We start from the raw sequence: 19,915 nt of genomic DNA on the forward strand, positions 1-19,915 counted from the left end.
GTATCCTTCATCTGCCGTCCTTTCGCGCAGTCGTTTCTTCCAACGACCATTCTGGCACATTGCGATGCCGTGCGGGGAGGACGGCAACCACCCCATCTCCGAAAGGGCCGGGAGAGGATTGGAATGCGGTCCTGAGGACCCGCAGGGAAGGAATGCAGGCAGGTTCTGTTCCCGTTGCGCCCTTGTGCCGCCTGTCCGAAGTCCTGGGTTCAGGGGCGAAAGCGCAGCCGGAGACGGTTTCCCCGTCATGGCTGGGTCAGGCCGAGGCGCACGGCACGCAGCGGGGGCCACGGATTTCGGCCTCATCATTGCCTGCTTCGTCTGAACCTGTGGGCAAGCCCGCCGGGCCACGTTCAGGTTCATCGCCGGGGATGTCCTTGTGAGCCAGCGTGAATCCTTTCGGCTCACCGGGCAGACGGCATCGCGGGCTGCAGGCTTTGTCCAGATATATGCAGGCCTGCGCGCATGCCCGAACGCCTATGCCAGGGTGGCGACGGATATGTGGAATTACGTGGCGCTTCGATTGCGGGGCAACGCGCGGCCTCGATGGCTCGAGGCCAGGGCTTGGCAGGCCGCATCGCCTCCTTCGCCGACGATCACGGGATGATCGTCATTTACGCCTGGCGTGCCACAGAGGTGGGCGCCGAACGGTCCTGCGCGCAGGATCATCTCACACAGGAGAGGGTCATGGGATCTGTTTCAGACTATGCGGATCGGGGGATCGCGCGTCTGGCGATGAAGGCAGACCTTTCGCGGACGTTTGCCTGGTCGCGCCCGGCCCGGACCATCTGGAACCGCCACCTGCGTCAGCGTTTGGCGCGGGCAGAAGACGATCCCCCGATACCGCAAAGTGCAGTCCGCCTCTACGAGCGGCCGGGCTATCCTGTCGGCTTGGTTATCGATGGACGCTGGGAAGGCCGGCTTGGGAACTGGGATCTTTCCTATCCGGCGACGATCCTGCTCTCGACCGGTAAGATCACCACCTCCCCGGGTTGCGTGGCGGAAGGGCTGGAAGAGCTATGACCGGCGATCTTCCCGTTCCGCGCGCGCTTGCGCCAGTCCTTGACAGTCGGACGCCAGAACAGCGGTGTGTCGCGATGGCACTGGTAGGACGTGGCACAGGCGAGACAAAAAAACGATCGCTGGCGTTCCACCCCGACATGCACCCGAACGAGGGACTGTCGTGTTGCTTTGTCTATCGTGACGCCCCCGCTGCGAGCGTGATGATCCATATTCGTATCATGTTTCTACCGGCTTTCTACCGGCCTGGTTCATCAGGTCAGCTTTGGCCTGCGTCCCTGTTTCTTCTCTGGAAGGCGCGTGACGGGTATGTCAATTTCTGAAGCTTCCGAAATTTCTGCGGGTGCCTTGATAGCCCGTCGCAGTCCGATCTCCTGTGCCAAGGCAGATCGTCGAACCGCATAGGTGGGGGCTACCATTGGATAGTTCTCTGACAGGCCCCATTTCTCGCGATACTGCTGGGGCGTCATGTCGTAGGCTGAGCGAAGATGGCGCTTAAGCATTTTCAGCTTTTTCCCGTCTTCCAGACAGACAATGTAATCTGGGAAGACGGATTTCTTTACAGGTACGGCTGGGACAAGATTCGGAGTTTCACTTACTTTGCGGCCAAGCTGGCTGATAGTCTGAAACACCGAGGAAATAAGTTCTGGCAAGATGTCCGCCGAGATCTTGTTCCGGCTTGCATAGGCGGTAACAATCCTGACTGTAATATTCCGTAGGGTCGTGGATTCAGAGAAGAGTGCCTCGTGGTCAGTCATGGTCGTCTCCTAGCGGTCTTTCTTTTCACAGTCGCTGTTAAGGCATGAAGGCCTACCCGTTTTCAGCGTATTTTCAAGCGAGTTGAAGCGGTATCATCGCCATGAGGAAGCTATCCTGCAATCTATGGACAGTAGAACGGACAGGCAGTGGAGTCGTGAATGACGCAGGGGTCGTATCATGACAGGAGATCCTGTACGCTCATGCCGTTCAGGATGGCCATGAAAGCATCGGTCGCCTCTCTGGTCAGGTGACGGAGACGGCAGGTATCCGCCAGAACACAGGGCCTGCCATAAAGTGGCGCGCAACCGGTCATGACCTCGCTTTCGGTTTCCATGAGACGGACAATATGCCCGATATTGATGTCTTTCGGATGCCGGGCCAGCCTGATGCCGCCGTTCCGGCCTCTGGTTCCCACCAGGATACCATGATGGCACAAGTCGTTGACGACCTTCACGAGATGGTTGTGGGAGATATTGTGCCGCTCGGAGATGTGCCGGACCGTCATGCGATTTTGCGTGTGTCCGTGGCGGGCCAGATCAATCAGCACGCGAAAGGCGTGCTCCGTACGCAGGGTCAGGCGCATGAGCCTGGTCGCCCGTCAGTCGGGCTGATCAGTCCGGAAGGCGAGCAAAGGCTCCCGGGACCATAGTCTGAGGAGGCCACGTTTTCGAGGTGGTTGCTGATTCGCATCCAGAAGGCGGCGTCATCTGCCAGGCCGGCCTCGACGCAGCGTCCGACATGGTGTCGCGCCCGTTCCCTGGCGCCAAGCAGCCCGTATTCGCGCAGGAAGGCCACCATCATGACGTTCGGATCCACGGCCTCATGGGCCTGCGTGTTTGCTGTAACTGCCATTCATCCGCTCTTTTCTCACGTCCGTTCCGCGACGACAGTCTGGTCGGAACGAATGACAGGCATGCGCCTCCTGCCCGCCCTGGCGTCGGGCGGGTGATAACGTGTTTGCATGAGGCATAGCCACGCCCTGCCTATTTCCACGACAGTGAACAGATCTCTCCGTTCACCGCTGGACACAGGTCCGGGTGTTGTATTCGGCAGGCCACCCGACAAGGAGGCCGCCTCAGTGCAAAAGGCGTTATCACGCGCCTGTTTCAGGATATCACAGCCCGGTTGGCTGCGCTACCCATCCGCAGCGCCGACGTTGGCGCCGGTGGTCTTGGTTCGGGGGGCATGGCTGTCCACGGGGTGGTTTGTGCGTCCTCCAAGTGTCATGGCGCCTGGGTATTTATGTAAATAACTGTTATTGCCTATAGAAATACAGACGAGTATGCCAGCTGGTCTCCCTGATTATATCAGGGGAGTTTCGTATAAAATGTATCAAATAGGCCGTTATTCAGTATCTTGTTGAATGAATTCTTTTATTGCGGCCGTCTATGCCAAACTGTATCCATGAATGACGAAATATGTCGTTTTAAACGCGACGTTCCATTCAATTCAGGACCGACCGGTGATCGCCGGTCAGGCTGACCGTTCAGGGGGTTACTGATGCAGTTCAGGGCCGTGGCTTGTGCTTTTCTTTTTTCTGCTTCCCTGATGGGCGTATCCCATGCTGCAGGAACGTTAGCAGCCCCGTCTGCCGCGCCATCGCCTGCAAAAGGGGCACTTGCTTCTCCGCAGGCCCCGGCCCAGCCTTCGCCGATCACCACGCAGCAGACTTTTGGCACCTGGCAGGCCAACTGCACCTATGCGCCCGCGACACGCGCGGCTTCGCTGTGCGTGGCGGCCCAGCAGCTGAGCATGCAGCAGCAGGGCAAGACCGTGCCGCTGGGCATGGTGATCGTCGCCCGGGCCGCGACGGACAAGGTGGCGATTACCGCGCGTCCCTACGAGCTGAGCGTCATGACCCCGCTGGGCTTCGACCTCACGAAGCCTGCCACCCTGTCGATGGATAACGGCAAGCCGGTCAGCCTGCCCTATCTGGTGTGCAACGCATCGGGCTGCCTGTCGACGCTGCAGGCGACGCCCGCCATGATCACGGCACTGAAGGCGGGCAGGACCGGCCACATCCGCGTCAGCCGCGTGCCCGCGCAGGGCGGCGGCACGGTCACGATCAATTACGACATGAGCCATTTCTCCGACGCCTTTGGCGCAATCGAGACCTGGTCCAGCCAGAAAGCGCCTGCCTGAAGCCGGCCGCATAGTCCGGAATGCGCGTGATGCGCTGGCAGGTTGGGGCGGCGGCGGCCATGATGGCGCTGCCCGGTGTAGCAATGGCCCAGGTGCCGGGCCTGCCCGGCGGCGTGATGCCGGCGGGGCCGGGCTCGTCGCAGGACCAGTTCCAGCGCTTCGAGCAGCACCAGGAGCAGCTTGACGCGCTGCCGCCACCGTCAAACGACATCCAGATCCAGAGGCCGTCCGCCCTGCCGCAGGCATCAAAAACCTGTGTTACGGTGCATGACCTCACGGTCGAAGGCGCGCAGAACCTGTCGCGCGCGACGACGGATGCGATCACCGGTCCCCATGTCGGCACCTGCATGACGGTGCGCGATCTCAACGGGCTGATCAACGCGCTCAATGCCGCCTATATCCGCCAGGGTTTCATCACCTCGCGGGCCTACCTGCCCGAGCAGAAGCTTTCCAGTGGGCACCTGCGGATCGTGGTGATCGAAGGGAAACTGGCGGGTATCCAGTTACAGGGCCGCCCGGCCCGGCTGGCGACCGTCATGGCCTTCCCCGGGCTGCATGGGAAGATCCTCAACCTGCGGGATCTCGAGCAGGGGATCGAGGACATGAACCGGCTGAGCCACTGGGGCGCGCGCATGCGCATCGCACCCGGCGGCAAGGCAGGGGTGTCCACCGTGGTCGTCACCGCGCCAAAGCGTGGCGTGCTGCATGGTCAGGTCTGGTTCGACAATTACGGCCAGCAGATTACCGGCCAGAAGACGGGCCATGCCATGCTCACGGCGGAAAACCCGCTGGGGCTGCTGGATTTGTGGTCTGTGGAATACGACCATTCGCTTGTCGGCCATGCCGGGCAACGCGGCACGTCGTATCTTTCGGTCAACGGGTCGATCCCGTTCGGCTACTGGACCGTGTTCGGGTCGTGGTGGCGCTCGCAGGACGACTATCCCCTGCTGGCCCTGACCGATGTCTACCACCTTGGCGGCAGCCGCCGCGACTGGCGTCTTGGCATCTCGCGCGTGCTGCTGCGCAACCGCATTGGCGTGACCACCTTCCAGGCCAGCTACGAGCGCAAGTCGTTCGGCTCGGAGATCAACCATACGGTGATCGACACCGAGACGGCGCGGCAGGCCTTCGTCAACGTGCAGGTCAGTGAATCGCTCAAGGGCTGGGGCGGGGTGTGGTACATCACCGGTGGCCTCAAGGTCGCGGTGGATGGCGCGGGCACGTGGTCGAACTTCACCCGTCCCGGCTGGCAGGACCCGCACTCGTCCTACCTCAAGCCCTCGCTGGATATCGACGGCTACAAATCGCTCACGCGCGGCGTGCTGTGGCACACCACGCTGCACGGCGAATACAGCACGCGCGACCAGTTCCCCACCAATGAACTGCAGGCCGGTGGCCCGTATACCGTGCGCGGCTTCCTCGAACAGGTCCTGCTGGGCAATGACGGCGGCTACATGCGCAACGACTTCTCGTGGCAGCTGCCCACAAAGGGCCTGAAGTGCGGGAAGTTCGCCTTCATCTGCCGCCACGTCATCGAGGGCACCCAGCTTTATGCCGCCCTTGATGTCGGTGTCGTGCGCGCGGGTTTAGCCTCGTCCTCGACGCCGCCCGCGCTGCGGGGGGGCGAGATGGCGGGCGGCGGCCTGGGGCTGCGCAAGACCACGGGGCCGTTCTTCTGGAACGTCTCCCTGACCCATTCCATGTATACCGGCCCGCTTCCCTCGGAAGGGCTGATCCCGCTGTTTCAGGTTGGAGCGAAGATATGATGAAGACGCCCCGCAGGACCGCCGCGCCCGACATCATTCCAGATCCGTCACGTCTTCAGTGCTGCGTGCATGTCCTTGCCGCAGCCTCCCTGTTCCTGGCCTCGACGGTGTCCATGGCCTCGGCCCAGCAGGCGGAGCCGCAGATCGTGGTCGATCCCCATGCCGGCGGTCCCGAGCCGACGCTGGACAAGACCCAGAACGGCATCGACCAGGTCAATATCGCCACGCCGAATGCGGCAGGCGTGTCGCATAACGACTTTCTCGAATACGGCGTGCCGGATACCGGCGTAATCCTGAACAATGCGACATCCGCGACCGAGACAAAGCTTGGCGGGGAAATCGCGGGAAACGCCAATCTCAATGGTCATGCCGCCAGCCTGATCCTCAACGAGGTGACCGGTACCCTGCCGACACAGATGCTGGGCTATACGGAAGTTGCGGGTCACCTGGCCTCGGTAGTGGTGGCCAATCCCAACGGCATTACGTGTGCCGGGTGCGGGTTCATCAATACCGCGCGTGTCACCCTGGTGACCGGCAAGCCGGAGCTTGATGCGAATGGCAGCCTGAAGGATTTTACGGTCAGCAACGGCAATATCACCTTCTCGGGGCAGGGCGGGGATTTTACCACCGTGCCTGTGCTCGACATCCTGTCGCGTTCCGTTACCCTCAATGCAAAGGTCAATGCCCAGACCGCCAATATCGTGGCAGGCCGCAATACCGTCGATTACGGTACGAATGCAGCGCATCCCCTGACGCCTGACGGGAGCAGCACGCCGGAATTCGCCATTGATACGGCGGCTCTTGGCGGGATGTACGCCAACCGGATCTACATGGTGGTCAACGAGGCCGGTGCGGGCGTGCGGGTCGATGGCACCATGGCGGCCAATGCCGGGGACATGACGCTGACCGATGCCGGCGACCTGGTGCTCAACGGCAACATGACCTCTACGGGCAATGCCCAGCTTGCATCCGGCGGCACGGTAACGGTCAGCGGCACGTTCCAGGCGGCACAGGATGCCAGCCTGTCCAGCCAGGGGCTCACGACCACGGCGTCAGGTGGGGTTGCAGCCACAAAGGGCACGCTGGATGTGACCACGACAACGCTGGATAATGACGGCGCGCTGACGGCGGGCGGTCCCGTGACGGTCCGGGTCAACGGGACCGGAACCGGAAACGGGAAGGTCAGCAGCGGCGGTGACCTCTCCGTTACGGCGGTTGGTGATCTGGGGGGGGCGTTGCAGTTCGCATCGGGCGGGCAGGTCGCGATGACCGTGGGCGGAACCTACAGCAGTGGGGCGGCCGGCGGCATTACCGCTCCGGGGGCCATACAGGTCAACGCGACGCGCATCAGCAACGGCGGTACCATCCAGTCCGGCCAGGCCATCAGTATTGCCAGCACGGCCCTGGGCAATAGCGGGCGCATTGTCGCGCAGGGCGGCGACCTGACTTTTAGCACCGCCACCATGGACAATGACGGCACGATGGCCAGCGCTGGCGCGCTGGCGGGTCAGGCCACGACCTCGGCCACCGGCACGGGGCTTATGCTGGGCAGCAGCGGGGTCAGTTTCACCACGGCAGGCGACCTTGTCGGTGCAATGCGGTTTGTCACGGGTGGCGCGGCGACGCTTGATGTGGGGGGCGCCTATGATACCGGTTTGGGTGGCGGGATTCTGGCGGCAGGCGACGTAACGGTGAGTGCTGGCGGCATGGACAATGCCGGGGCCATCACATCCGCCCGGAAACTTGCCGTAACGGCCGCCAGTGACGTGACCAATACCGGCCTGCTGTCGGGGGATGACGGGGTAAGCATCACCCTGCCGGGAACCCTTGCCAATACCGATGGGACCATTCAGTCCCGGTCCGGGGACGTGGTGATCAACGGGCCGGTTCCAGCAGCTTCTTCTTCCGGCACGGAGACATCGGGCACGGGTGATGAGGCCGCATCCGCCACGTCAGGCCCTTCAGACGAAACGGTGGCCATTCCCGCCGCGACCGCGGCAGCGACGGCGTTTGTCAATCAGTCCGGCGTGGTCCGGGCGGCGGGTGATGTGACGGTTACGGCCGATAGCATCACCAATGACGTATCGGCGGGGATGAGCATGGTCAGTGCGGATACCACCAGCCAGTCCTATCTGCAGCAGGCCCTGATCGGGACGATCGGCCAGGAGAGTGGCGCAGCCCGGTTCGACAGCCTGACCCAGCTCGTGTCGGGACAGGCCAGTGGCAGCGCTACAGCATCAGGCTACCTGTTCGATACCGGCGTAAGCACCACGCTTGATGGAGCGGCCTATCTGCAGGCCCAGCTTGCTGCCGAGCAGGCGGCAGCCGCAGCGGCTGCTGCCACGGGAACCGAGAGTGGTTCCGCCAGTACTGCTGCATCCGGCAGCACGGATGGTACGCCCGCCGCCACCACGACACCGACAACCCCGGCCCCGCCCCTTCTGGGCAATGGCGCGGTAGATGCCGATTACGCCAGCAGCCAGGTCTTCAGTGGCACGGGACAGGCCAGTATCGGCACCGTGACCGGCACGCAGGAGCAGACGCTGCTCAATAATGCCGCCACCGAGGCCCAGACGCTGGGCCTGACATACGGTACCGCTCTGACCAGTGCCCAGAAGGCTGGCCTGACCCAGCCCATCCTGTGGTACGTGCCGCAAAGCGTGGATGGCCAGACGGTGCTGGCGCCCCACGTCTATCTGCCTACGGCGGATCAGGTATCCGTCACGCAGGGTGAGATTGTCGGACAGGACGTGACCCTGACGGGGAACAGCGTCAGCAATACCGGCACCGTTTCCGCGCGCGATGATCTGTCGGTTTCTGCCGCAACGGGAGAAATCACGGATGCGGGTGTCCTTGTCGGCAAGGGCGGCAGCCCGGAGCAGTATGAGGCGGTGCAGGGAGTCCTTGCGTCAGGGGGCGCCACGACCCTGAGCGCGGAAGACGGGATCTCGGTCAGGGGCGGGACCATCACGTCTGGCGGCGACCTGTCTCTGACCTCCAATGGTGGGATCGACCTTGGCGCCCTGACGTCGAATTCCGCGGCATCGGGGGACGGAACCTATGCCAGCGCCGTGCAGAATTACGGCACTACGGTTACGGGCAAGACGGATGTTACGGCCATTGCCCTTGGCGGCAACCTGTCGATGGAAGGGAGCAGCCTGAGTGCTGGCGGCACGGCTACCGTCATGGCCGCAGGCGACATTACCCTGCAGGCGACGACCGACAGCCAGTACAGCAGCAATACGTCCAGCTACACAACCGGCTTCCTGGGCTCGACCACGATCACGACGACCAATACGGCCTCGGCCTCGCAGCAGCAGGGCAGTGACCTCAGCGCCACAGGCGACCTGACGGTCGTTGCTGACGGCAGCCTGTCGGCGCAGGGCAGCGCGCAGTCAGCCCAGGACGCCACGGTAACGGTGGGCGGCGATGTGAGCCTGACCGCCACGACCGATACTTCGGGGTGGACCTATTCGCGTGACAAGGACGGGATTTTCAGTGGAGGTGATGATTACAGATCCGGGTCATCTTCCTCCAATACGCCCACCCTTCTGGCTGCCGTAGGCAATGTATCCGTAACGGCGGGGCAGCCGGTCTCGATATGGGATCTGCTTTTCCCGCCCAGCCAGACCCTGATCGCCGCCCCTGACCCGCTGACGGATCTTGCGCTGCTGGGCACGAACACGGCTGATTACGAGTTCCTGCAGGATGAAAGCTATGACACGCAGACACTGCCCCAGCAGGTGATGGGGGCCAGCGGCCAGATCTTTACCGGTGGCACGGCGCAGGTCAGCGCCGAGGAGATGCGTGTCCTTGAGGAAAACGCCTATCTCGCCTCTTCCCGCCTGGGTCTGACGGCGGGCGTTTCCCTGACGGCCGCGCAGCAGGCCCGGTTGCAAGTGCCCCTTGTCTGGCCCGTGACCGTCATGGTCAACGGCCAGCAGGTGGTGCAGATGCAGGTTTACCTGCCGCCGGGGAAGGTCGGCCTTACGAACAGCGGGGATATCACGCTTGATGGCAGCGCCGTCGAGGCGGGGGGCGATGTCACGCTGCAGGCCACGGGCAATATCGCCCTCAATGCGGTGACAGACAGCCAGTCCTATTACAGTCATTCCGTCAGCCACGGGTTGCTGAACAAGACGACCATTACGGAAAGCGAAAGTTCCACCAGTCAGATTGGCAGTACGATCGCGGCCAACGGAAATGTCAGCATCGTCGCCGGAAAAAATATGTCCGTCGCGGGGACCATAGCAGGCGGCGGCAATACAACATTGCAGGCGGGCGGCAGTATTACGGAGAGTGCACTGCAGAGTACTGCGCAGTCTGCCTACAGCAAAAAGACGAGTGGCCTCTATCTGGGAACAAGTGGTGCCGGGTTCGAGATGGGCTTTGGCAAATCGGTCCAGACCGCCAATGACAGCAGCACGACCTGGACCCCGAGTGAAATCGGGTCCACGGGAGGGAACCTGAGCATAACTGCCGGTGGCCCGGTTGCAATCAATGCCTCGGGGCTTGCGGCGGCGAAAGACCTGAATGTTTCGGGTTCATCCGTGTCGTTCAATGCCCTCAATAATGTCGCGACGGAATCCCAGACCAGTGACTCCATGTTTATCGGCCTGAAATCAGGCCTGTCGGACAATTCCGTGGTTGGGCAAGTCGCGGATATGGCGCTCAGTGCGGCTCAGGCTGCGAATGACAAGAATACGGCGAACCTGACCCTTGATGCGGCTTCGATTGGGATCACTGGTGCTTCAGCCGGTCTGTCGATCGCGCAGGCCCTGAGCAAGGATGCTGCAAGCGGGGAAGTTGAACTCGTCGGGGTTTCGGCCGAGGTCGGGTTCGAGCATAACCGGCAGACCGAAAGTTCCACCACCACTGCCGTGCAGGGCGCTACCGCGGCTGCAGGGAACGCCCTGAGTGTGACGGCAACGGGGGAGACCGCAGGCGCTGCGGGTTCCAGTGCTGGCAATATCATTGCCACCGCATCGCAGCTTTCCGGGCAGACCGTCACGCTGAATGCGCCGGGAACAGTGACCCTGCAGTCCGGTCAGGACACTACGCATACCACCTCCACGCAATCTTCCGAGTCGGCTTTTGTTGGGGCAACGGTATCTCTCAGTTCTGATATGCAGCCGGGAGTCAGTATTACCGGTCAGTTCGGCGGCTCCCATGCCCATAGCAACGCGCGCAGTACCACGCAGGTCGATACGACCGTAATGGGCACAGACAATGTGACCATCAACAACGCAGGAGGAGCCACCATGTTGGATGGGGCAAAGGTCTCGGGCAGTTCCGTGGATGTAACGACAGGCAATCTGAACATTACCTCGGCACAGAACACGGCTAGCTATGCCAGCGACCAAGAAAGTGGCGGCTTCAGTTTTGCGATCCCGGTTTATGGGGTTGGGGGCGAAAAAGGCTTTTCGGTTAATGCCTCGGCAGGTGCTCTTCAGGATCATTATGCCTCGACGGAAGGCGGTGGGCTATCTGGAGTTTACGCTGGTAACAACGGGGTCAACGTTGCAGTTGCAGGTAATACCAACCTTGATGCCGGGGTGATCGCCAGCACGGCGGCACCCTCGCTCAATAATGTCACGACGGGTAGTCTCACGGCTGGCGGGGAGAAGAATATCTCCGACTATGCCGGAGCCTCGGCCAGCTTTTCGTTCGGTAACCTGACGGGTGGAGGAAAGACGGGTCGTATTGATAAAGTGCCTCAAACAAAAGGTTTTGCTGATGGTGGCACCTTCCAGGGATCAGCGGCGGCGGTTGCCAGTTCCCATGAGACAGAAAGCCAATCGGCGATCGGTTCGAACATTACGGTGGATGTGGGTACCACGTCTGGCACCCTCTCGCGTGATGCCACCACCGCCAACCAGGCCATTGCCAATGATTTTAACGCCAGCACGGAAAGTAATATTCTGGCACTGACCAATGTGGCCGAGACAGTTGCCCAGAAAGCTGGATGGACGGCCTATAACGGCTATAAGCAGGTCCACGGCAGCAAGAAGAGCGGAACACCAGTTGCACATGATGCACTCGGTGGTGCCGCAGGGTCTTCAAAGAGTTCTGCAACGCAGTTGCCTGTGAAATAGCAAAACCTGGCAGCAACAGAAGATAGGCCGATGGCAGGGCGTCATGCATCGTTGCAAACGCTGGCACCCTGTACAAGCCGTGAAAGGGGCGATAATGACAGCCATTATACATTTCCATGCATAGCAGACCATAGTAATATGAAGTTCTGTTTTAATATTTCAATGGTACAATTTATTTTTATAAATATATGAGATATCATGAAATATGAACATTTTTTCCACGATGAGAAATATTTCTGGAAACCAATCCGTATGAAAAAATATATGCTTATTATGCCGCTCTTTTTTATTGTTGGATGTCATTCAGGTCCAGATTCTGACTCCATGCGCGCACCCCCTACTGCGTGGGATATGTCGTGGTCTACAAAAGAGGGGACAGCGACCATCATCGGTTCGGCATCCATATTCGTCCCTGATGATGATAATCAGGTCCGCATGCCTGGCGGAGGCGGATCGCTTATTCTTAACAAGGGGCACACATACACCTGCGCCGGGCGTGATGTGCAACTGCTACCGCAAAGTCCGGCGTCCGATCCTGTGGTCGATCATATGTTCCGTTACGGTACGATGACCGGACCCAAGGTGGAGTCTGCTGAGGTTGCGCCATTCGTTAGGCACGTGACATGTGATGCGGACGGACAGTTTACCTTCGCTAACCTACCTGCTGGTATCTGGTATGCAGTGACAGATATCTGGCAGGGGAATATTGCCGTCAAGGAAATCCGGATCCAGCCGGGCCAGACTACGTCCATCACTCTGAAGCATGACTGGAATTACCCGCCTTCGTGGCGACATAGGGTGAGGCTGTGGTAAGACCATTACTGTCCAGATACTGTCAGGTTTTGTCATCTATATGCCCTGACAGCATGGGCAATGCAGTGCAGTCGTGCCGTATTGAAATTTGTGGCCAGTTATTCATGGCTATGCGTACTGGACTTGAATTTTCATAACATGAATCCAAATGAGCATGGTCGAATGAATCGGTCGCGGGGCATGAGGCCCTTTCGGGCGGGGCTGTGATGGCCGCGAAGAACGTTACGCTGTCAGGCGTCAGCGTGCTCAATAGCGGTACCATGCAGGCCACCGGCACGGCTGCGACCGATGTGGAACAGCATGACTATAGCCATCGGGCCAGCCAGACGGAAAACTTCGGCACGACGGTCAGTGCCGGGGGCAATGTGCAGATGGCCGCCCTTGGCGGTGACCTGACCCTGGCGGGTTCTACCGTTGCCGCCGGGAAGTCGGCCACGCTGATGGCGACGGGCAACGTGACCCTCAACGCGGTGACCGACAGCCAGTCCTCCTATACCCGCACCGTCAGGCACGGGCTCCTCAACAGGACCACCACGACCTTGAGTGAAAGCTCGACGGACCAGATCGGCAGCACCATTGCGGCCAATGACAATGTCACCATGGTCTCGGGCAGGGATATGTCGGTGGCGGGCACTGTTGCGGGCGGTGGCAACGTGGCGCTCAAGGCGGGCGGCAGCCTTACGGAGAACGCGCTTCAGAGCACGGCCCAATCCTACTACGAAAAGGAAACCAAAGGACTTTATTTCGATACTGATGGTGCGAAGGCTCATGTGGGGTATGGAGATTCCAAAGAGAGCGTCAGTGACAGCAGCACGACGTGGAACCCGAGTATGATCGCCTCCACAGCGGGCACTCTCGACATCGCGGCCAATGGCCCGGTGGCCATCAATGCCTCCGGGGTGTCGGCTGCAAAAGACCTGAACGTGACCGGGTCATCCGTCTCGCTCAACGCGCTATCCGATGTCTCCAGCACGAAGCAGACCAGTGATTTCAAGTTTATTGGCGTGCAGGTCGGGCTGTCGGATACTTCCCTTGTCGGGCGGATTGCCAACCTTGCCCTGGCGGCAGCCAAGACTGCGAGCGACCAGGATATGGCCAGCCAGTCCGTTGATGCGTTGTCAACGGCTGAGAGCGGGGTCAGTATCGGGGAAACTGTCGCGACGCTTATAGACCCCAAATTGGCGTCAACGTCACCAAATGTCACAAGAGCCAATATCGAGTTGGTGGGCGTGCAGGCAGAAGTCGGCTTTGAAGATAATCACAAGACATCGGAAACGACCTCGACAACAGCGCAGGGATCGGTCGCGGAAGCGGGTGACGGACTGACCATTACCGCGACCGGGGCGGTGCCTGCGACCGACAGGAGTGCCGGGGATATTGTTGCCACCGCAGCCAGCCTGTCGGGTGAAACTGTCACGCTGGCGGCGCCGGGCCATATTCAGCTTCAGTCGGGGCAGGACACCACGCATACGGTCATCAGCCAGACGGCCCTGTCCGCTTTTGTTGGGGCGACAGCCTCGCTGAACGCCAATCTGCAGTGGGGGGTCAGTGTTACAGGGCAACTCAGTGCATCCCATTCCCACACGGATTCTAAAAGTGTCACGCAGGTTGATACGACAGTCTCAGGTACAAAGAATGTAACCATCGATAATGGGGCAGGCCGCACGACGCTGGACGGGGCCAAGATATCCGGTGGTTCCGTGGACGTGACGGCGGGCAACCTGGACATTACCTCGGCACAGAATACGGCAAGCTATCTCAGCACGAATGAGAGCGGGGGCGTCAGCTTTGCCATTCCCGTCTATGGTACCGGTGGCGAGATGGGTTTTTCGGTCAACGCCTCGGCGGGTGTCCTGTATGATACCTACACTTCAACAGAAGCCAGTGGTCTTTCCGGGTTATACGCGGGTCAGGGCGGGCTTGATGTCAAAGTGGCTAACAACACGACCCTCAATGCAGGCATCATGGAAAGCGCGGCAGGATCCGGCAATACGGTCACGACCGGTAGCCTGACAGCCAATGATGAGCAGAACAGATCAGAATATGCAGGTGCGTCTGCCAGTATATCATATGGAAATATTGGTAGTGGTGGAAATACAGGTCCGGACGATGGGCTACCAAATACGAAAAGAAAAACTTTTGATGGCGGAGCTAATGTAAGCGGATTAGCAGCACCAGTAATTGGCATGACTTCATCGAACAGCCTCTCTTCTATTGGGTCAAATATTACAATTAATTCCGGATCTACAAGAGGTGTTGTGTCTCGTGATCCATCAGATGCGAACCATGCGATCAATAATGATTTTGATGCGAATGAAGAGGGCGAGATCATGTCCCTAACGAACAGTTTTGAAAATTCAGTCGATACCGCGTACAAGGATTCAAAAGCGGTCAAGTCCATGAAGAGTAATAAAGACTTGACCGATCAAGAAAGGATATAAAATGATAAAAAATCATAATATTAAATTAATATTTTCTTCACTTATTGCGTTATCCCCATTGTGTGGATGCGTAAGCCCGGAGCCTCCAAGAATTCCATTTAATAGTGATGAAGTTTCATGGGCACGTAAAATAGGAAATTCGACTATAAAAGGATGTGTTAGTGGTGCAGAATTTACAAAATATAATACTTATAAGATACCGGATGGGTATTATACGTCTTATCCTGATATAGGATCATCTGTAGAGCATCCTCAGCGTAGTTTTACGATAGATCTTCTGCCAGAAAGCGAATATATGCATAAATTATCTAAAAAAATGTATATTTACAGCCTAAGATTGCATAGCTATAAAAACATAAACGATCCACGGTGGGTCGATTCGTCAATTATTAATTTTATACCTCATTTTTCTTGTCCCGATGCAGGTGCTGCAATCTGCACGTCTGCAGGGCACTTTATTTTTTCTAATCTCCCCGCTGGGACATGGTATATTGTGACTGGTTATAATTCTACTCCTGAACAGAGAGGGCACATTGCTTTAGTGCAGAAAATAAAAACTATTGAGGGGCAGACGGTTCCATTTGTATCTTGGGTTGGTGCATTGGATAAAACATGCAAACCGTGATTCTTGAAGCATAAATTATTGAAGATATGTTTGCTACTTCTTCCATAAGCCGAGTGCTTTTTTGCTGCGACTGGGATAATGGTTATGACCACAATCAGGCTCGCGACGGACTGACCTGACCAATGCAGGTGGCCTGCTGACGGATCTTGCGCTTCTGGGCACGGACAGGACTGATTACGAGTTCCTGCAGGATGAAAGCTATGACACGCAGACGCTGCCCCAGCAGGTGATGGGGGCCAGCGGCCAGATCTTTACCGGTGGCACGGCGCAGGTCAGCGCCGAGGAGATGCGTGTCCTTGAGGAAAACGCCTATCTCGCCTCTTCCCGCCTGGGTCTGACGGCCGGCGTTGCCCTGACGGCCGCGCAGCAGGCCCGGTTGCAGGTGCCCCTTGTCTGGCCCGTGACCGTCATGGTCAACGGCCAGCAGGTGGTGCAGATGCAGGTTTACCTGCCGCCGGGGAAGGGCGGCCTCACGAACAGCGGGGATATCACGCTTGATGGCAGCGCCGTCGAGGCGGGAGGCAATGTTGCCCTCAATGGGGCCTATCCTGAATTTCGTGTGTTTGGTGTGATGCTGAGGGAGGAGAAGCATCATGGCCCGACCCAAGAAGCCCGCGTTCCCTGATGGTGTTCTGGACCAGGTTCTGGCTGGTCGCGTGGTCCGCACGATGTCGAAAGCAGAGGCCCTTCTGGACGATATGAAGAAAGCCCTGGCGGAGCGGTCGCTCAACGCCGAACTGGACTACCATCTGGACGGCGAGGCTATGGTCGGCCGCCCGAACTGTCGCAATGATTACGGGCGGAAGACCATGCTGACGAATGCCGGTCGGGTGCGGCTGGACATCCCGCGCGATCGGGCGGGAATGTTGGATCTGCAACTGATTGCGCGCGACCGGCGGCGGTTTCCCGGTTTCGATGATCGGATCGTCTCGATGTATGCGCACGGGATGAGCGTGCGTGAGATCCGGGGCCATTTGCTTGAAATCTATGGGATGGAAGCTTCGCCGGACCTGATCAGCGTCATCACCGACGCCGTTCTGGACGAAGTGGCAGTCTGGCAGATCCGGCCACTGGAGACGGTTTATCCGGTGGTGTTCTTCGATGCCCTGTGGGTGAAGATCCGCGGTGAAGGCCTGATGCACAACAAGGCGGTGCATATCGCCCTGGGCGTGCGCGCCGACGGCACGAAGGAGGAGGCCCCTGGCCCGTGGATCGAGCAAAACGAGGGCGCCAAATTCTGGCTCCGTGTCATGAACGAACTACGCCATCCGTGCCGTATTCCCCGAAGCCCTAGCGCAGACCTGCATCGTTCATCTGCTGTGCCATTCGTTGGATTCGTCGCGTGGAAAGACCGCTAATCCGTGGTCACGGCTCTGAAGGATATCTACCGTGCGGTGGACGCCGAGACTGGCAAAACCGTCTTAGCCGCCTTTGCTGCAAGTCCCTGGAGCCGGAAGTATGCAGCGATCGTCCAGTCCAGGGGGGAGGTCATTCCCTTCTACGCCTTCCCTGCCGACGGCCGAAAACTGGTCTAGACGACCAATGCCATAGAAGCGCTGAAAGCCAGGCTCAGGCGGGCCGTCCGGGCCAAAGGGCATTTCTCCGATGACGACGTGCTCCTCAAGCTCCTTTTCCTGGCCTTGAACCGAGCTGAGAAAGAATGGATCATGCCTCCAAGGGAATGGTCCATGGCAAAGGCCCGGTTCGCCATTCTCGTCGGTGACCGCTTCGCCCGCGCTGCCGTCTGATCAACTATGTGAACAACGCATCGCGCATGAAATTCCTGACAGTCGCCACAAAACCATCATAAGCCCACTACACTACGTTGCCTTGCCACGACAATCGGTGAAACAAATCTTACCCCAGACCAATAGGTCTTTTGTCAACGTGAACTGGAATCAAATAGACTGGTTCCGTCCGACGATTTGATCTTGAATCGCTTTTCTTTTGGTCGAAGGACGTCTGTTTTATGGCGAAAAAGCCAGTGCCGCCGATTGAGCCTGATGACTGGGATGATGACGGGGCGGGTTTCCTGCAGCCCCTGAAGCCACCGCCGCCCGTCCGGGACCCGGCGGATCTCAGGCTGCATACGCGCCAGCTCGCCGACTTTCTCCGGGCCAGATTTCCGGACAGGTGGGTCGGTGTGGAAATCGGCACGCTTCCGCTGCGGTGTGAGGACGACCTGTTCTCCGATTTCATCGACCTTGGAGATGGCCTCGGGGTTCGCCTTGATTATGATCCCGAGGAGCCGGAGCGGGTACTCTGGATCAGTGCCGGCAACCGTGATCTTGGCGGCGAGCCGCTCGATTTTCCCCGCGATAGCGAGGACTGTCGTGGGCGCATGCTTTCAACTGCGGAAATCGCGGAACTACTCGATTTTCTCGACAGGGAGGCCGCTTACTGATGCCCGCTGGCATGGCAGGCAAGCCCGATGCGCCGCCATGCGTCAGTCAGTTTGCTTCGCGGCACGTTTCGCTCAAGATCGTGCAGCAGGGCTTCCAATTCGGAAAGGGAAAGGGTGCAGGCGACAAGCGACGGTGACAGGATCGCAGTTCCCGTCATCACGACGTGGCTGAAGACCTGGATGGTCGGGTCCACGAGGCGGGCCAGCGCGTAGATGGCCCGGCAATGGGCGGCATTCTGCATCACCGGGCTGTAAATCAGCCGGGGCGGGGCGTCGGGCGTCTCGCCCGCGAAACGCTGTCGCCACCGTTCATCTTCCGGGTGTCCGGTCAGTTCGCCGCCATACTGCTTTGTCTCCACGACATGGATGCCTCTCGAGCTGAGGAACAGGTGGTCAATCTGGGTCGTCCTGCCGCCACCTGCCGGCAGCATGGCGTCGTGCAGCACGGCCAGGCCGCTCCGGTCGAGCACATGGGCTACGGCGCTCTCTCCTTTCTCGCCCTGGATGGCGGCGCGAAAGGACCGCCAGACCTGCGCCTCATGGGCCGTCAGCCGGCATCTGCCGGGAGGCTTCACGCGACGACGTCGAAGTCTTGCCACGCAGTCTCCCCCTGTGGTTCCATGGCCCGATAGCGTGTCCCGTATATCTGTCCGTCATGCGACTGGGATGGGAAATACTGGGAACCGCGTATGTTCCGGGTGAGGGGCCGGGTACATGTCTGCAGCGTGGATGCGGATCACCAATAGTGCCCGCTCAACCGCCAGCCTGAACGCAGGAGACCGGACAATCGGCGGCAGGCTCGTCCAGCTCCGCAGGGGATTCAGGATCCCGCCTGAACCCGGTATTCTCGTCCCCCCATTTCTTGAGGGCCATGATGACCGGCTCCAGGGTCCGTCCCCGCGGCGTCAGGCTGTATTCCACCTTCGGGGGCACCTCGGGGTAGACTGTCCGCAGCACAAACCCGTCCTGTTCCAGTTCGCGAAGCTGCGCCGTCAGCATGCGCTGGGTGATATTGGGCAGGCGCCTGCGGATCGCGTTAAAGCGCAGGGTTCCCTCGAGCAGGTGGTAGAGGATCACTCCTTTCCATTTCCCGTCGATCAGCTGAAGCGTCGCTTCAACGGCACAGCCGGGACTGCAATCAAGTGATTTATGCCGGATACGGGCCATGACGGTATCATTTCCGATACTATGGGCGTTAAAAGTGCGTTCTTGTCTGAACCCAGCATAATGCTCACTGTTCTCCTTCATCAACACAGGAGCAGACATCATGCGCGCCGTCGGTTACCAGACGCCTCTCCCGATCGACAATCCCGCGTCCCTTCAGGACATCGATCTGCCGAAGCCTGTTCCTTCAGGGCGGGATCTCCTGGTGGAAATCAGGGCTGTGTCGGTCAATCCGGTCGATACAAAAGTCCGCCGCAGCGCGACGCCGGATGCGGGTCAATGGCGGGTTCTGGGTTGGGACGCCGCCGGGATCGTTGTCGGCACCGGGCCTGAAGTCATGGATTTTGCCATCGGGGATGAGGTTTTCTACGCAGGCGCGCTCGATCGCCCGGGAACCGATGCCGAATTCCACCTGGTCGACGAGCGGATTGTCGGCCGTAAGCCCCGTTCCCTGAACTGGGCTGAAGCGGCGGCCCTGCCGCTGACAGCGATCACTGCCTGGGAGATGCTGTTCGATCGCCTGGATATCCGTCGGCCAGTCCCCGGCGTGAAGCCAGCCGTGCTGATTATCGGGGGTGCGGGCGGCGTGGGACTATCCTGAATTTTGTGCGGTGTGGTGATAAATTGCTCGAAGAGGAGCCCCCGCATGAGCATTGATAAAGACCTCCTGGACCGCCTGATGGAAG

14 protein-coding genes and 2 pseudogenes are annotated in these 19,915 nt (G+C 59.5%); 11 read left to right on the top strand and 5 right to left on the bottom strand.

What is annotated here, in order from left to right; genetic code table 11:
• Positions 1-465 precede the first annotated feature (465 nt).
• Positions 466-1,023, top strand: a complete 558-nt coding sequence (locus tag CDI09_RS18670) for a hypothetical protein (RefSeq protein WP_236944614.1) — start codon at positions 466-468, stop codon at positions 1,021-1,023.
• Between the two features lie 251 nt (positions 1,024-1,274).
• Here the strand turns inward: CDI09_RS18670 and CDI09_RS15760 are convergent, their stop codons facing one another.
• From CDI09_RS15760 to CDI09_RS15770, 3 genes are all read right to left on the bottom strand, one after another.
• Positions 1,275-1,778 carry a MucR family transcriptional regulator gene (locus CDI09_RS15760; protein ID WP_078524644.1) on the bottom strand — a complete coding sequence of 168 codons (504 nt, stop codon included), beginning with the start codon at positions 1,776-1,778 and terminating at the stop codon, positions 1,275-1,277.
• A gap of 176 nt (positions 1,779-1,954) precedes the next feature.
• Entirely contained in the window at positions 1,955-2,362 is a 408-nt protein-coding gene (locus CDI09_RS15765; RefSeq protein WP_078524643.1) for an RrF2 family transcriptional regulator, read from the bottom strand.
• Positions 2,353-2,631 (bottom strand): hypothetical protein, encoded by a 279-nt coding sequence (locus CDI09_RS15770; protein ID WP_078524642.1) that lies wholly within the window; start codon positions 2,629-2,631, stop codon positions 2,353-2,355. The genes CDI09_RS15765 and CDI09_RS15770 overlap by 10 nt, the downstream gene beginning before the upstream one ends.
• Positions 2,632-3,327: 696 nt before the next feature.
• Here CDI09_RS15770 and CDI09_RS15775 point away from each other — a divergent pair.
• From CDI09_RS15775 to CDI09_RS15810, 9 genes and pseudogenes are all read left to right on the top strand, one after another.
• Positions 3,328-3,921 (top strand): invasion associated locus B family protein, encoded by a 594-nt coding sequence (locus tag CDI09_RS15775; RefSeq protein ID WP_167370173.1) that lies wholly within the window; start codon positions 3,328-3,330, stop codon positions 3,919-3,921.
• Between the two features lie 29 nt (positions 3,922-3,950).
• Complete coding sequence (locus CDI09_RS15780; RefSeq protein WP_078527720.1) at positions 3,951-5,687, top strand: ShlB/FhaC/HecB family hemolysin secretion/activation protein; 1,737 nt, start codon at positions 3,951-3,953, stop codon at positions 5,685-5,687.
• On the top strand, positions 5,684-11,782 hold the full coding sequence (locus CDI09_RS15785; RefSeq protein ID WP_078524640.1) for a two-partner secretion domain-containing protein: 6,099 nt from the start codon (positions 5,684-5,686) through the stop codon (positions 11,780-11,782). Before CDI09_RS15780 ends, CDI09_RS15785 begins: the two co-directional genes overlap by 4 nt.
• Before the next feature lie 198 nt (positions 11,783-11,980).
• Positions 11,981-12,595 (top strand): carboxypeptidase-like regulatory domain-containing protein, encoded by a 615-nt coding sequence (locus tag CDI09_RS15790; protein ID WP_078524639.1) that lies wholly within the window; start codon positions 11,981-11,983, stop codon positions 12,593-12,595.
• Between the two features lie 206 nt (positions 12,596-12,801).
• Positions 12,802-15,036: a hemagglutinin repeat-containing protein gene (locus CDI09_RS15795; protein WP_078524638.1), complete on the top strand. Its 2,235-nt coding sequence runs from the start codon at positions 12,802-12,804 to the stop codon at positions 15,034-15,036.
• 1 nt (position 15,037) lies between these two features.
• Positions 15,038-15,661 (top strand): hypothetical protein, encoded by a 624-nt coding sequence (locus CDI09_RS17930; RefSeq protein WP_146220924.1) that lies wholly within the window; start codon positions 15,038-15,040, stop codon positions 15,659-15,661.
• Positions 15,662-15,887: 226 nt separating this feature from the next.
• A complete protein-coding gene (locus tag CDI09_RS15800; protein WP_078524637.1) occupies positions 15,888-16,286 on the top strand; it encodes a hypothetical protein in 399 nt (132 codons plus the stop codon).
• Positions 16,255-17,409 (top strand): annotated as a pseudogene (locus CDI09_RS15805) (transposase). The gene CDI09_RS15800 and the pseudogene CDI09_RS15805 overlap by 32 nt, the downstream one beginning before the upstream one ends.
• A 221-nt stretch (positions 17,410-17,630) precedes the next feature.
• The gene (locus tag CDI09_RS15810; protein ID WP_078524636.1) at positions 17,631-18,065 is read left to right on the top strand and encodes a hypothetical protein; all 435 of its coding nucleotides are present in this window, start codon (positions 17,631-17,633) and stop codon (positions 18,063-18,065) included.
• Here the strand turns inward: CDI09_RS15810 and CDI09_RS15815 are convergent.
• A complete protein-coding gene (locus CDI09_RS15815; protein ID WP_236944613.1) occupies positions 18,059-18,664 on the bottom strand; it encodes a nuclease-related domain-containing protein in 606 nt (201 codons plus the stop codon). The two genes, CDI09_RS15810 and CDI09_RS15815, sit on opposite strands and share 7 nt — an antisense overlap.
• A gap of 154 nt (positions 18,665-18,818) precedes the next feature.
• Entirely contained in the window at positions 18,819-19,232 is a 414-nt protein-coding gene (locus tag CDI09_RS15820) for a winged helix-turn-helix transcriptional regulator (RefSeq protein WP_172155720.1), read from the bottom strand.
• A gap of 100 nt (positions 19,233-19,332) precedes the next feature.
• Here CDI09_RS15820 and CDI09_RS15825 point away from each other — a divergent pair.
• A pseudogene (locus CDI09_RS15825) lies at positions 19,333-19,818 on the top strand (alcohol dehydrogenase catalytic domain-containing protein); the annotation flags it as partial.
• Positions 19,819-19,915 lie beyond the last annotated feature (97 nt).

The sequence above is a fragment of the Komagataeibacter nataicola genome (assembly GCF_003207795.1).
Taxonomy (GTDB): Bacteria; Pseudomonadota; Alphaproteobacteria; order Acetobacterales; family Acetobacteraceae; genus Komagataeibacter; species Komagataeibacter nataicola.

Excerpts from the sequence above, each read along its gene's own strand:
- CDI09_RS15790 (WP_078524639.1), top strand. The coding sequence starts at position 11,981 with ATGAAATATGAACATTTTTTCCACGATGAGAAATATTTCTGGAAACCA.
- CDI09_RS15765 (WP_078524643.1), bottom strand. The coding sequence starts at position 2,362 with ATGCGCCTGACCCTGCGTACGGAGCACGCCTTTCGCGTGCTGATTGAT.
- CDI09_RS17930 (WP_146220924.1), top strand. The coding sequence starts at position 15,038 with ATGATAAAAAATCATAATATTAAATTAATATTTTCTTCACTTATTGCG.
- CDI09_RS15810 (WP_078524636.1), top strand. The coding sequence starts at position 17,631 with ATGGCGAAAAAGCCAGTGCCGCCGATTGAGCCTGATGACTGGGATGAT.
- CDI09_RS15795 (WP_078524638.1), top strand. The coding sequence starts at position 12,802 with ATGGCCGCGAAGAACGTTACGCTGTCAGGCGTCAGCGTGCTCAATAGC.
- CDI09_RS15775 (WP_167370173.1), top strand. The coding sequence starts at position 3,328 with ATGGGCGTATCCCATGCTGCAGGAACGTTAGCAGCCCCGTCTGCCGCG.
- CDI09_RS15780 (WP_078527720.1), top strand. The coding sequence starts at position 3,951 with ATGCGCTGGCAGGTTGGGGCGGCGGCGGCCATGATGGCGCTGCCCGGT.
- CDI09_RS15770 (WP_078524642.1), bottom strand. The coding sequence starts at position 2,631 with ATGGCAGTTACAGCAAACACGCAGGCCCATGAGGCCGTGGATCCGAAC.
- CDI09_RS15820 (WP_172155720.1), bottom strand. The coding sequence starts at position 19,232 with ATGGCCCGTATCCGGCATAAATCACTTGATTGCAGTCCCGGCTGTGCC.
- CDI09_RS18670 (WP_236944614.1), top strand. The coding sequence starts at position 466 with ATGCCCGAACGCCTATGCCAGGGTGGCGACGGATATGTGGAATTACGT.
- CDI09_RS15785 (WP_078524640.1), top strand. The coding sequence starts at position 5,684 with ATGATGAAGACGCCCCGCAGGACCGCCGCGCCCGACATCATTCCAGAT.
- CDI09_RS15760 (WP_078524644.1), bottom strand. The coding sequence starts at position 1,778 with ATGACTGACCACGAGGCACTCTTCTCTGAATCCACGACCCTACGGAAT.